The organism is Aestuariibius insulae, from assembly GCF_040783535.2.
In the GTDB taxonomy this organism is placed as follows: Bacteria; Pseudomonadota; Alphaproteobacteria; order Rhodobacterales; family Rhodobacteraceae; genus Aestuariibius; species Aestuariibius insulae.
This window is the reverse complement of sequence record NZ_JBFONW020000001.1, coordinates 1183134-1196977: the sequence shown is the minus strand read 5'-3', so window position 1 is coordinate 1196977 and position 13844 is coordinate 1183134. Positions and strand designations below refer to the sequence as shown.

At 62.9% G+C, this 13844-nt stretch carries 10 protein-coding genes; 1 reads left to right on the top strand and 9 read right to left on the bottom strand.

Annotation, left to right across the window (positions count from 1 at the left end):
• Nucleotides 1-298 precede the first annotated feature (298 nt).
• The gene (locus AAD018_RS05855) at nucleotides 299-1216 is read left to right on the top strand and encodes a sugar kinase (protein WP_367313066.1); all 918 of its coding nucleotides are present in this window, start codon (nucleotides 299-301) and stop codon (nucleotides 1214-1216) included.
• Here AAD018_RS05855 and AAD018_RS05850 read toward each other — a convergent pair.
• The 9 genes from AAD018_RS05850 to glgB form a co-directional block, all read right to left on the bottom strand.
• Complete coding sequence (locus AAD018_RS05850; RefSeq protein WP_367313067.1) at nucleotides 1213-1950, bottom strand: peptidase; 738 nt, start codon at nucleotides 1948-1950, stop codon at nucleotides 1213-1215. The genes AAD018_RS05855 and AAD018_RS05850 overlap by 4 nt on opposite strands.
• A gap of 9 nt (nucleotides 1951-1959) precedes the next feature.
• Entirely contained in the window at nucleotides 1960-2766 is an 807-nt protein-coding gene (locus AAD018_RS05845) for a transglutaminase family protein (RefSeq protein WP_367313068.1), read from the bottom strand.
• The gene (locus tag AAD018_RS05840) at nucleotides 2763-3701 is read right to left on the bottom strand and encodes an alpha-E domain-containing protein (RefSeq protein ID WP_367313069.1); all 939 of its coding nucleotides are present in this window, start codon (nucleotides 3699-3701) and stop codon (nucleotides 2763-2765) included. The genes AAD018_RS05845 and AAD018_RS05840 overlap by 4 nt, the downstream gene beginning before the upstream one ends.
• Complete coding sequence (locus AAD018_RS05835) at nucleotides 3702-5126, bottom strand: circularly permuted type 2 ATP-grasp protein (protein WP_367313070.1); 1425 nt, start codon at nucleotides 5124-5126, stop codon at nucleotides 3702-3704.
• Nucleotides 5127-5228: 102 nt separating this feature from the next.
• Nucleotides 5229-6860 carry an alpha-D-glucose phosphate-specific phosphoglucomutase gene (locus AAD018_RS05830; protein ID WP_367313071.1) on the bottom strand — a complete coding sequence of 544 codons (1632 nt, stop codon included), beginning with the start codon at nucleotides 6858-6860 and terminating at the stop codon, nucleotides 5229-5231.
• Nucleotides 6857-8935 carry a glycogen debranching protein GlgX gene (gene glgX / locus AAD018_RS05825; RefSeq protein WP_367313072.1) on the bottom strand — a complete coding sequence of 693 codons (2079 nt, stop codon included), beginning with the start codon at nucleotides 8933-8935 and terminating at the stop codon, nucleotides 6857-6859. The genes AAD018_RS05830 and glgX overlap by 4 nt, the downstream gene beginning before the upstream one ends.
• On the bottom strand, nucleotides 8932-10341 hold the full coding sequence (gene glgA / locus AAD018_RS05820; RefSeq protein WP_367313073.1) for a glycogen synthase GlgA: 1410 nt from the start codon (nucleotides 10339-10341) through the stop codon (nucleotides 8932-8934). The genes glgX and glgA overlap by 4 nt, the downstream gene beginning before the upstream one ends.
• Entirely contained in the window at nucleotides 10338-11603 is a 1266-nt protein-coding gene (glgC, locus tag AAD018_RS05815) for a glucose-1-phosphate adenylyltransferase (protein WP_412005186.1), read from the bottom strand. The genes glgA and glgC overlap by 4 nt, the downstream gene beginning before the upstream one ends.
• Nucleotides 11604-11615: 12 nt before the next feature.
• The gene (glgB, locus tag AAD018_RS05810) at nucleotides 11616-13814 is read right to left on the bottom strand and encodes a 1,4-alpha-glucan branching protein GlgB (RefSeq protein ID WP_367313074.1); all 2199 of its coding nucleotides are present in this window, start codon (nucleotides 13812-13814) and stop codon (nucleotides 11616-11618) included.
• Between the last annotated feature and the right edge of the window lie 30 nt (nucleotides 13815-13844).

Here is a 13844-nt window from a genome sequence, read left to right as displayed (position 1 = left end):
CCGAGCAGGGCTCCCCTGCGGGTGACTGCCGCCTGAACCTGATGCCGCAATCTCGGACCGAAACGCTTCGGGATCGCATTGGGCCTGGCGCGCGCCTCGCTTTCCCATCCCGTTGCGCCTGATGGCGACAGATCGCCCCGTTAACCCCGAAGCGCTCCTGCAATCCACCGACCAGATACCGACGCAATACCGACCGGATACCGAACCCCCGATTCCGCCCCAAAAGAATCGTTAACCATTCTCCGCGCACCCGCCCCTTTCCCCTTGCCGCCCTCTCCAAGCGGCGCGATCAATGGGCATGACTTACGACCTTCTGACCCTCGGCGAGCCGCTCTTCGAATTCGCTCATATCTCCGGTGACGACTGGCGCTCGGGCCATGGCGGAGACGTCTCGAACGTCGCCATCGCCGCCGCCCGCCAAGGCGCGAAAGCCGGGATCGTCACCCGGCTCGGCGACGACGGCTTCGGGCAAAGCTTTCGCGATCTCTGGAGCACCGAAGGCGTCGATCACAGCCACACCGAAACAGACCGCAACGCTCCCACAGGCCTTTATTTCATACGCCAAACCGATCAAGGTCATGTCTTCGACTACCGGCGCGCAGGCTCTGCTGCCGCGCAGTTCGCGCCCGAAACCCTGCCCAAAGAGCCGCTGCAAAAGACAAAGATCCTGCATTTCTCGGGCATCACCCAAGCCATCAGCGACAGATCGAACGAGGCCGCTCTCCTTGCCGCGCAAATCGCGAAAGAGGCCGGCGCCCGCATCTCCTACGACCCCAATCTTCGTCTCAAGCTTTGGCCGCTGGACAAAGCGCAAACCCAGATCGAGCGGGCACTGAAGATCACCGATATCGCCCTGCCCGGCCTCGACGACGCGCAACAGCTCACCGGCCTCCTAGACCCCGAAGCCATCATCGCTCTCTACCACGATCTGGGCCCTGAAATCGTCGCTCTCACCATGGGGGCGGAGGGCACTTTAGTCTCTGATAACAAGACGATAACCCACCTGCTGCCGCTCAAGGTCGAGGCGGTCGATGCCACCGGTGCGGGCGACTGTTTCGACGGCACCTTCCTAGCCCGTCTCGCCGCCGGAGACACCCCTCGCGACGCCGCAGCCTATGCCACGACTGCCGCCGCGATCTCAGTCACAGGCCACGGCGCGGTCAGCCCGATCCCGGTCACCGAGGATGTCCTGGCCCGGATGCCTCAGACCACTTAAAGGTCGAATTCCGGCATCGGCAAACTCTCCAAGGCGCGACCCAAAGCCTCGCCCCACCGAGACGAAACCTCGCGGATCAGGTCGTCCTCCGCCTCGAACCGCCGCGTGAAGCCGACCTCGTAGCTGTCCTTGGCATAGACCTGCAAATCCAGCGGCGGCCCGACCGACAGGTTCGCTTTGATCGTCGAGTCGAAACTCACCAACAACAGCCGCGTCGCCTCCTCAAAGGACATGTCCGAACGGTAGGCCCGCACGATAATGGGCCGTCCGTATTTCGTCTCTCCGATCTGGAAAAACGGCGTATCGTCCCCGGCCTCAACGAAATTTCCCTCGGGATAAACAAGGAACAGTCGCGGCGCGCTGCCCTTGATCTGGCCGCCCACGATGATCGTGGCGTCAAAGACCCCCTCGGACTGCTGCGCCGCGCCCTTGTACTCGGCAATGACGTCGCGCACCGTCTCGCCGATCATCCGTGCGACCTGAAACATCGACGGCGCTTCCAGAAGGCTCGGGCTGCGCTCGACCGGAGCCTTCATCCGCTCGTCCAGCATGGAGATCACAGCCTGCGTCGTCGCCAGATTGCCCGAGGTCATGACCGTGACGACCCGTTCTCCCGGGATCGACCATGTGTGCAGCTTCTGAAAGATCGAGATGTTGTCGATCCCGGCATTTGTCCGGGTATCGGACATGAAAACAAGGCCCTGATCCAGCCTCATCCCCACACAATATGTCATGAACTCGTCCTACTGCTGCTGTTGCACGGAAACGGTCACGTCGAGCTCTTCCTCGCCCGCGCCGAATCTCGTCCCACGTATGGGCGCAGCCTCGTTGTAATCAAGTCCCGTGGCGACCCTCACGTAGCGCGTATCGGGAGAAATACCGTTCGAGATATCGAAACCGACCCATCCAAGCCCCTCGACATAGGCCTCGGCCCAGGCATGGGTCGCGTCCTGCTCCACCCGGTCGTCCATCATCAGATAGCCCGAAACATATCGCGCCGGGATATCCATCATCCGCGCGCAACCGACGAAGATATGCGCATGATCCTGACACACGCCGCGCCCCGCAACCGCCGCCTCTTCACCGGTCCAGTCCGCGCCTGTCTGCCCTGTCTCATAGCTCACGCTGTCCCGGATCGCCTCGGACAGCGCGTGTAGCCGGTCCAGCGGCAGGCCCTCGCTCCCGATCTCCTTGACCAGAGCCCGCATCGTCTTGCCGGGCCGCGTTATTCCGGTATCCCGCTTGAAAAGCCACAGCGGCACATAGCCCCCATGGGTGCCCAGAATACCGTTGGTTTCCTCAAGCTGAACCGTCCCCCGGCTCTCGATGACGATCTCGGTCGCATAGGTGTCAACATTGCACAGCTGAACCCTGTTACGATGCTCGTCCTCGAATTCCAGCTGCAACTCCCCGCCGGAGACGGTGATGTCCCAGTCAAGGATCCGCTGCCCGTTATGACTTTTCGGCGTCAGCCGAAGCTGCTGCATGGCAAAGGTGACAGGCTGGTCATAGCGATAGGTGGTCCGGTGTGTGATCGCGAGTGTGTTCATCCGTGAAACCTGTATTGAAGCTCGATCCGCTGACCCAGCGCGCTGATCGTCTCGATGAAATTCTGGATGAACTCATGCAGACCCAGTTCAATCACGCTGTCGATATCCGTATCCTTCAGCAGGCGCCTCAGCGCATCCGACACATCTAGACTGTCCGTCCCGTGCCCGTCATCCGACAGGTAGCGCAGGTTCTCCCCGATCTTGCTGGTGCAGAACAGCAGCGACCGGGGCATGCGCCCGTCGAAGATTAGGAAATCGGCGATCTGTCGCGGCTCCACATCCTGCCCGTAAGCCCAACGATAGGCCCCTTCGGCCGAAACCGACCGCAGGATCGTCTCCCACTGCACATTATCGAGCGATGTGCCCACCGCGATCGCATGGGGCAGCAGCACGTAGTATTTCACATCGAGGATGCGCCCGGTATTGTCAGCCCGTTCGATAAACGTGCCGATCCGCGCGAAATTGTAGATCTCGTTGCGCATCATCGTGCCGTGGAGCGCCCCACGCACGAAGGCCGATCGTTGCCGGATCGTGCCCAGCACATCGGGCAGCTCGCGCAAGGAAACCTTCCGCTCCAGCAGGGGCGACAGCACCATCCAGCACTCGTTCACCGCCTCCCAGACCTCGCGCGTAAGCGCGGTCCGCACCGTCTTGGCATTGTCGCGCCCGGCATGGATGGCGCTGCGCACGCTCGACGGATTATCGAGATCCCGGAGCAGAAAATCGATGGCCGTATCCTGTTTGAAGGTCTCGTGCTTGGCCAGATACGCATCCCGCACCATGGCGGCCGACAGCACCGACTCCCATTCGGCATCCGCGTCCGACGACCGGGTGAGCGCAATCCTCTGGCCCGCATCAACCAGACGCGCCGTGTTCTCAGAGCGCTCCAGATACCGAAAGAGCCAATAGACCCCGCCTGCCGTTTTCCCCAGCATCTATTCCTCCAGCACCCAGGTATCCTTGGTGCCGCCTCCCTGGCTGGAATTGACGACAAGCGATCCTTTCTTCAGCGCCACCCGCGTTAGCCCGCCCGGCGTGATCTCAATGCCGCCCGGGCTCATCAGAACGAAGGGCCGCAGATCGACATGGCGCGGGGCCAGCCCGGCCTTGGTAAAGATCGGCACGGTCGACAGGCTCAGCGTCGGCTGCGCGATATAGTTGCCGGGTTTGGCTTCCAGCTTTGCCCGGAACTCCGCCAACTCCTTCTTCGAGGCGGTCGGCCCGATCAGCATCCCGTAGCCGCCCGAACCATGGACTTCCTTCACCACCAGATCGGAGAGGTTGTCGAGCACATAGGCCAGCGCGTCCTTTTCGGAACATCGCCATGTCTGCACATTCTTCAGCAAGGCCTTCTCGCCGGTATAGAACTCAACGATTTCCGGCATGTAGCTATAGATCGCCTTGTCGTCGGCAATACCCGTCCCCGGCGCGTTAGCAATGGTAATCCCGCCCGCGCGGTAGACATCCATGATCCCCGGCACGCCCAGCGCACTGTCAGGGTTGAAGTTCAGCGGATCGAGAAAGTCGTCATCCACGCGCCGGTACAGCACATCGATCGCCTTGTAGCCCCGCGTCGTGCGCATCGCGACGCGCCCGTCGATGACCCGCAAATCGTGCCCTTCGACCAGCTCCACCCCCATCTGATCGGCTAAAAAGGAATGCTCATAATAGGCCGAATTGTGAATCCCCGGCGTCAGCACCGCCACAACAGGATGCCGTCCGGCACTATCGGGCGCACTGCGGCACAGCGATTTATGCAAGAGTTTCGGGTAGTTGCTGACCCGCTGCACCCGGTTTTGCGAGAAGAGCTCGGGGAACATCTGCAGCATCGTCTCGCGGTTCTCGAGCATGTAGCTCACCCCCGACGGCGTGCGCGCATTGTCCTCCAGCACATAAACCTCGTCCTCGCCGGTCCGCACCAGATCGATCCCAACGATGTGGGTGTAAACCTTTCCGGGTGGCTCCACCCCGATCATCTTGGGCAAAAACGCCTCGTTCTGCGCGATCAGATGGGCCGGGATGCGTCCGGCCCTTAGGATCTCCTGGCGATGGTAGATGTCATGCAAAAACGCGTTGATCGCCTGCACGCGCTGCTCGATACCCTTCGAGAGCCTCCGCCACTCCGCGCCCGAGATGATGCGGGGGACGATATCGAACGGGATCAGCCGCTCTCCTGCCTCCTCGCGCCCGTAGACGTTGAAGGTGATCCCGGTCAGGCGAAACAGCTCCTCCGCCTGCTGTGCCTTCTTGCGGAGCCGGCTGGGATCCTCTGCATCGAACCACTGGTGAAAGTCCTGATACGGTCGCCGGGGATGCTCCCCCCGACCGAACATCTCGTCGAAGTGACGGTCTTCATTCATTCGGTCAGGCTAACCGCGCGCCATGCGTTTCACAACGCAAACCACGGATATCCCTCGGGATCACAGGCTCGCCGCCCATAATTTAAGCGCCCGGTCTGCCGGTCATGTCGTCACGTCAGGCTTATCCCGGCCGGTCATCTCGTGGATCTGCGCGATCTCGTCCGCCGCCGCAACGATCGTCTGAAGCGCCTCGTCCGCGGGCCGGTCCAGACCTTCCGGCCCTTCGACCCGATCCTCAAGGTAGACCCTAAGTGTCGCGCCTTGCGTACCCGTACCCGAGAGGCGAAAGACGATCCGCGCTCCACCCTCGAACATCACTCGGACACCCTGCCCTTCCGAGCGCGATCCATCGACCGGATCGTCATAGGCGAACTGATCGGCCGCTTCGACTGTCATCCCTTGCACGATCGTACCCGGCAGATCGGAGAGCTTCGCCTCCAGCCGCTCCAGCAGCGCATTGGCCTTGTCTGTCTCAACCGCCTCGTAGTCGTGGCGCGAATAATAGTTGCGACCATAGCTCGTCCAGTGATCCGCCATGATCTCGGCCACCGAGATCTTGCGCGCCGCCAGAATGTTCAGCCACAGCAGCACCGCCCACAGCCCGTCCTTCTCGCGCACATGGTCCGATCCGGTCCCCGCGCTTTCCTCTCCGCAGAGCGTGACCTTTCCAGCATCCAGCAGATTGCCGAAGAACTTCCAGCCCGTCGGCGTCTCGTAGGCCTCAATGCCCAGCGCCTCGGCCACCCGGTCGACCGCGCGCGACGTCGGCATCGACCGTGCCACGCCCGCCAGCCCATTGGCATAGCCCGGCGCAAGCGTCGCATTCGCGGCGAGAACGGCAAGGCTGTCGGATGGCGTCACATAGGCGCCCTTGCCCACGATCATGTTCCGGTCGCCATCCCCGTCCGAGGCCGCCCCGAAATCAGTAGCATCAGAACCCATCATGACGTCCATCAGCTCCTTGGCCCAGGTCGGGTTGGGATCGGGATGCCCGCCGCCGAAATCCGGGCTCGGGTTGCCATTCATGACCGTCCCCGCAGGCGCGCCGAGCCGCCTTTCGAGGATCTCAGTCGCATAAGGCCCCGTCACCGCATGCATCGCATCGAACCGCATAGTGAACCCGCCCGCGAATAGCGCCTTCAAAGCGCTGAAGTCGAAAAGTTCCTCCATCAATTCCGCATAGTCGTCAACAGGGTCGACGACCTCGACCGTCATCTCCCCACAGGAGGTCTCTCCTAACGAGGACACGTCCACATCCGCCCCTTCCCAGATCCGGTAGCCGATGATCCGCATCGTTAGATCATGCATTTTCGCGGTCAGGCTTTCCGGCGCAGGTCCACCATTGGGCCCGTTGAACTTGATCCCGAAATCCGCATCGATCCCGCCGGGATTATGCGAGGCCGACAGAATGATCCCGCCATCCGTGCCCCGCGTGCGGATCAGGTTCGAGGCCGCCGGTGTCGACAGGATCCCGCCCTGCCCCACGATCACCCGCGCCGCGCCTTCCGCCGCCGCCATCCGCAGGATCACCTGCACGGCGCGGTCGTTGAAATACCGCCCGTCGCCCCCAAGAACGAAGGTCTTACCCTCCGCCCCGCCGATCGCGCCAAAGATCGAGGCCACGAAATTCTCAAGGTAATGCGTGCCCATGAACGTCCGCGTCGTCTTGCGCAGGCCCGACGTCCCCGGTTTCTGCCCCTGAATGGGTGTCGTTTCGATGGTCAGAACACTCATGGCAGTGTCTCCTCTGAGGTTGAGGGCTGTAGAATGAAAACCGTAACGGAGCCGGCGGCAACGGTCTCGGCCTCGAGGGCCGGGCGCGGCGCGGAGGACGGATCGGCGCTGTCGATCTCGCGGCACCAGATGGTCCCCTCGGGCGTCTCGGGCATCGAGATCTCTTCGGCCGCGCCAGCATTAAGCACCAGTAAAAGCGCTCCGTCCCGATCCACATACTCAGGCGTGCCCGAGGCCGTGCGCACCTCCGCGATCACGAGCCGCAGCGCCTCGTCGCTCCAGTCGCCCGGCTGAATGGGAGTGCCGTCTGCCTTGTGCCAGAACAGATCGGGCGTCCCGTCGATAAGCCGCTCGCGCGAATGCAGGAACCGGACCTGCCGCAGCGCCGGATGCGCCTTGCGAAACGCGATCATCCGCCGGGTCCAATCGAAAAAGTTCCAATCCGCGCCCTCCCAGTCGATCCAGCCGACCGGATTGTCCTGATTATACGCGTTGTTGTTGCCGCCCTGCGAATTGCCGATCTCGTCGCCCGCCAGGATCAACGGCACCCCCTGGGACAGCAGCAGCGTCGCCATCATAGCTCGTCGCCGCGACGCCCGCGCGTCCGTCAGCGCCTCGGACGGGCCTTCCTGCCCCATATTGTCCGAGTAGTTCTCGCCGTGCCCGTCGAGGCCCTTTTCACCATTATCGAAATTGTGCCGCCGCTTGTACGACACCACGTCCGTCAGCGTGAACCCGTCATGCGCTGTCAGCATGTTCACCGAAGACGTCGCCAGCCGCCCGGAATGGTCGAACTCTCCCGCCGATCCCGCAAGCCGCGCTGCCATATCCGGCGCACGGCCCGCATCGCCGCGCCAGAACCGCCGTGCGCCATCGCGGTAGCGGTCGTTCCATTCCATAAAAGGCGGCGGATAGGAGCCGAGCTGATAGCCGCCCGGCCCAATATCCCAAGGCTCCGCGATCAGCTTGACCCCCGCCAGAACAGGATCCTGCCGCACCGCGCGAAAGAAGCCGCCGTTTGGATCAAAGCCCCCCGGCTCGCGCCCCAGCACACTGGCCAGATCGAACCGAAAGCCGTCGACATGGCCGACTTCCACCCAATACCTCAACGAATCCAGCACCATCCGCAGGACCATCGGCTGCGTCAGATCCAGCGTATTGCCCGTGCCGGTATCGTTTACGTAATGCCGCGCATTCACCGCATCGAGCTTGTAATAGCTCGCATTATCCAGCCCCCGAAAGCTCAGCGTCGGCCCCAGCTCGTTGCCCTCGGCGGTGTGGTTGTAGACCACATCGAGGATCACCTCGATCCCGGCGCCGTGCAGCCGTTTCACCATCTGCTGAAAGTCCCGCATCGTCCCATAGGCCGGATGCGGAGCAAAGAACCCGAGCGTCTGATAGCCCCAGTAATTCACCAGCCCCCTCTCTTCGAGAAAGCGGTCGGTGATGAAGGTCTGGACCGGCAGCAGCTCCAGCGCCGTAATGCCCAGCTTCGTGTAATGCGCGATCATCGCATCGCTGGCGACACCGGCAAAGCCGCCCTCCGAGACCTCAGGGTGCTGCGCCGTCAGCCCCTTCACGTGGCCTTCGTAGAACACCGTCTCCGCCGCAGGCCGTCGCAAGAGCCGGTCGCCCTCCCAATCGAACCGCTCGTCCACGACGATCCCGCGCGGCATGAAGGCGGCGCTGTCACGCGGATCGAGCGTCAGATCGTCCGCGCCGACCTCATAGCCCATCAGCGCATCGTCCCAGACCGGCAGTCCAGTCAGCGCCTTGGCATAGGGATCGAGCAGCAGCTTGTGCGGATTGAACCGATGCCCCTCCTCGGGCGTATATCGCCCCCGCGCGCGAAGGCCGTAGGTTTGGCCCACGCCGATACCGGCCACATGCCCGTGCCAGATATCACCCTCCCGCTCGGGCAGGTCGATCACCAGATCCTCGCGCCCGTCCTCGTCGAAGAGGCACAGCGTCACCCGATCCGCATGGGCCGAGAAGACGGCGAAGTTCACCCCGTCCTCCGTCACCGCCGCCCCCATCGGGAACGATCGTCCGCCTGTTACCGTGATGTCGCTCATGCGCTGGCCAGCACCTCGTATAGATCGGCATAGGCCCGCGCCGATTGCGCCCAGCCCACAGGCTGCGTCATCGCATTCTTCTGCAGCCGCGCCCAGATCCCGGGGTCGGCATAAAGCTCGGTCAGGCGGATCAGCGCCTGCGCCAGCGCCTCGGATGTCACGGGATAAAACTGAATCCCCGTCGCCACGCCCGTCGCCAAAGCCGCCGGATTGGCGTCGATGACCGTATCAGCCAGCCCGCCTGTCAGCGCGACGACCGGGATCGTGCCATAGCGCAGCCCATAAAGCTGGGTCAGCCCGCACGGCTCGAACCGCGAGGGCACGAGGATTGCATCGCCGCCTGCAATCATCCGGTGCGACAGCCCTTCGTCATAGCCGATCCTCACGGCGACCCCGTCATGCGCCTCGGCCACATGGGTGAACGCCACCTCCATCGCGGGACTGCCCGAGCCCAGAAGCGCAAGCTGCCCCCCGTTGTCGATCAGCGCAGGCAGCGCCTCGAGCAGCAGATCGAGCCCCTTCTGATCGCTCAGCCGAGAGATCACGACGCAAAGCGGACCAGCACTCTCCGGCAATCCCAGCTCCTTGCGCAGGGCAGCGGTGTTGCGGGCCTTGCCCTTGGCAGACTTGTAGCCCTTGATCTCGGGATCGCTCGCCGGGTTCCAGATCGCCTCGTCGATCCCGTTGAGGATCCCGCTCAGATCGCCCGATCTGGCCCGCATCACACCGTCCAGACCCATCCCGAATTCGGGCCGCATCAGCTCGCGCGCATAGGTCGGGCTGACCGTCGTGATCCTGTCCGACCAGACCAGCCCGGCCTTGAGTGAGCTGATCTTGCCCCAGAACTCATAGCCCTCCCGGTCGAAATCATGCGGATCCAGCCGCAGGCTCTCGATCTGGTCCCGCCCGGCCAGCCCGTGAAAGGCGATGTTGTGGATCGTCAGCACCGTCGGGATACCGCTATCCTTCAAATAATACGCGGCCAGCCCCGCCTGCCAGTCATGCAGATGAACCACATCGGGCCGCCATGTGCCCGCCTTGGCCACCGCCGCCGCCGCCCAGCTTAGCGCGGCGAACCGCTCGGGATTGTCGGGCCAGTCGTGCTTGTGCTCATCGAGGTATAGCGATCCGCCTCGATCAAAAAGATGCGCAGCCTCCAGCACCAGCAGATCGAAGCCCGCCGCCTCGCCGCTCAGAACCCGGCCTTTGCCGCCGAAGCAATCGTCGATCTTCAGAACGACCTTCGCACCCTCAAGCGCCGCCATCACCGCCGGATAGCCGGGCAGCATGACACGCATCTCCACCCCGACCTCGGCCAAGGCCCCCGGCAAAGCGCCAACCACATCGGCCAGCCCCCCGGTCTTGACCAAAGGCGCGCATTCCGAGGCGACCGACAGAACCTTCACTGCGCCGCGGCCCTCGCATCCAGCATCGGCTGGGTAATCAGCGTAACGCCCCCTTCGGAGACGCGGAACCACTTGGCGTCCTCCTCCGGATCCTCACCCACGACCAGCCCTTCAGGGATCTGCACCCCCCGGTCGATCACCACATCGCTGAGCTGAGCATGCCGCCCCACGTTGACATAAGGCATCACCACCGCCCGCGTCAGCGACGCGAAGGAGTTCGTATGCACCTGCGTGAAAAGCAGCGACTCCCGGATCTCGGTCCCCGAAATGATGCAGCCTCCCGCGACGAGCGAAGAGACCGCCGTCCCGCGCCGATCGTCCTCGTCATGAATGAACTTGGCGGGCGGCACGCTCTCCGAATAGGTCCAGATCGGCCAGTTCTTGTCCCAGAGGTTCAGATCCGGATCGAAGGTCGTCAGATCGATATTCGCCTTCCAATAGGCATCCACCGTCCCGACATCCCGCCAGTAGGACGGCGCCTCGTCGCTATGGCGCACGCAGCTGTCATCGAAGCGGTGCGCCACCGCCTTCCCGTTCCCCACGATATAGGGAATGATATCGCCGCCGAAATCATGCTTGCTCTCGGCATCGTCGGCATCGCGCTGCAACAGCTCGCGCAGAAACGACCACTTGAAGACGTAGATCCCCATCGAGGCCAGCGCATGATCGGGATCGCCAGGGATCGAGGGGGGATCGGCGGGCTTTTCCAGGAACGACGTGATCCGGTCGGTTTCGTCCACATGCATCACACCAAAAGCCGTCGCCTCCATCCGCGGCACTGTCAGACACCCGACAGTCACATCCGCCTCGCTGTCCACATGCTGACGCAGCATCAGCTCGTAATCCATCTTGTAGATGTGATCTCCTGCCAGAACGAGCAGGTAATCCACGTCATAGCTATCCACGATATCGATGTTCTGCGTCACCGCATCGGCCGTGCCGACATACCATTTCTCCTCGCTCACCCGCTGCGAGGCGGGCAGGATATCAAGGTATTCGTTCCGCTCGGCGCGAAAGAAGGACCAGCCCCGCTGGCAATGCCGGATCAACGAATGTGCCTTGTACTGCGTGGCCACCGCCATCTTGCGGATCCCGGAATTGAGGGCATTGGACAACGCGAAATCCACGATCCGCGTCTTGCCCCCGAAATAGACCGCCGGTTTCGCCCGCGTATCCGTCAGCTCCTTGAGGCGCGAGCCGCGCCCGCCCGCCAGCACGAAGGCCATCGTCCGGCTAGACAGCCTCTGGTTCGACATCGACATCGCAATCCTCCCTTATGACCCTTCATGCACCAGCATGATCACCGACAAAGGCGGCAGAACGAACCGGGCCGAACAAGGCTGGCCATGTGCCCCCTCATCGTCCGTCGTCACACCGCCCATATTGCCGCGCCCACCTCCTCCGTAGACATCGGCATCCGTATTCACGATCTCGCGCCAGCGTCCCGCCTCAGGCAGCCCAATTCGCCATTCCGTCCGCTCAACCGGCGTGAAGTTGCAGATCACCGCGACCGGCGCATCCCCCTTCGCCCCGAAGCGCAAGAACGATAGGACCGAATGATCCACATCCCCACCCTCGATCCACTGAAATCCCTCGGGCTCGCAATCCTTCACATGCAGCGCGGGCCAGTCGCGATAGGCCCTATTCAGATCCCGCACCAAGGCGCGGATCCCCTCATGCGCGGGGTTCTGAAGCGCATCCCAATCGACAGATGCATCGTGGTTCCACTCCGCCCCCTGCGCGACCTCATTGCCCATAAACAGCAGCTTCTTACCCGGATGGCCCCACATGAACCCGTAATAGGCGCGCAGATTGGCGAACTTCTCCCAATCGCTCCCCGGCATCTTGCCCAGCATCGAGCCCTTGCCATGGACCACCTCGTCATGGCTGATCGGCAGGATGAAATTCTCTGTAAAGGCGTAATCGATCCCGAAGGTCATCTTGTGGTGATGGTATTTCCGGTTAATCGGCTCTTCGGGCATGTATTCGAGCGTGTCGTTCATCCACCCCATGTTCCACTTGAACCCAAAGCCAAGCCCGCCCGCATCTACGGGTGACGACACGCCGGGATAGGCCGTCGATTCCTCGGCAACCGTCATGATCCCGGGCATCTCGCCATAGGTGATCGTGTTCATCTGCTGAAGCATCGCGATCGCCTCGTAGTTCTCGCGGCCGCCATCCTTGTTGGGGATCCACTCGCCATCCTTGCGCGAGTAATCGCGGTAGAGCATCGAGGCGACCGCATCCACACGCAGCCCGTCGAGGTGATATTCCTCCAGCCAATACAAGGCGTTAGAGGTCAGGTAATTCGCCACCTCCTTGCGCCCATAATTGTAGATCAGCGTGTTCCAGTCCTGGTGAAACCCCTCCTTGGGGTCCGCGTGCTCATAGAGATGCGTCCCATCAAAGAGCGCCAGCCCATGCGGGTCGCTCGGAAAATGCCCCGGCACCCAGTCGACCAGCACACCAAGCCCCGCTTTGTGCGCGGCCTCCACCAGATCGCGAAATTCATGCGGCGGCCCAAAGCGGATCGTCGGCGCATACATCCCCACTGGCTGATAGCCCCAGGACCCATCGAACGGAAACTCGCTGATCGGCATCAGCTCGATATGGGTGAAGCCCATTTCAGAAGCATAGCCCACCAGCTCATCCGCCGCCTCCTTGTACGAAATCGGCCGTCCATCCTCGCGCCGCTTCCAGCTTCCCAGATGGACCTCGTAGATCGAGATCGGCGCGTCCCGCCGGTTCCGCGCCGCGCGCCCCGCCATCCAGTCGTCGTCGGACCAGCCATAGCCCGCAATGTCGCGCACAACGCTCGCCGTCTCGGGCGGGTGCTGCGCGCCGAACCCCACCGGATCGGCCTTCATCGGCACAGGCCGCCCGCCAGCGCCGCGGATCATGAACTTGTAGGCCGCGCCATCACCCACACCGGGGACGAAAATCTCCCAAACGCCGGTCCCCCCGCGCCGCCGCATCACGTGCCGTCGCCCATCCCAGAAGTTAAAATCGCCCACGACGGCGACCCCGTCGGCATTCGGCGCCCAGACTGCGAAATGCGTCCCCGGCGTCCCTTCATGCTCCATCACATGCGCGCCAAGTACCTGCCAGATCCGCCGATGCGTGCCCTCGCCCAGCAGATACTCATCCGTCTCGCCCAGCACTGGCCCATAGCGATAAGGGTCGTCATACTCCCATTCGGCGCCGTCGCCCGCACCTTTCAGCCGGTAGACCCGCCCCGGAACCTCGCCCACGAAGACATGCGGCACATCTGTCGGCAAAAGCGGGTAATCCGTCCCTTCCTCGACCGCCCAAAGCTGCGAGGCGCCGGGATCGAAGGCCACAACCGTCAGTACGCCGCCGCGCTCGCGCGGCCCAAGGATCGAAAACGGATCGGGATGCAGCCCATCGGCAATCAGATGCGCGGTCTCGGCATCGAGGATATCGGCGCGGGTGAGTTCTGTTCCGGACGGCATGCTGATCGGTCGTCCCCCTTGTTGCGGGGT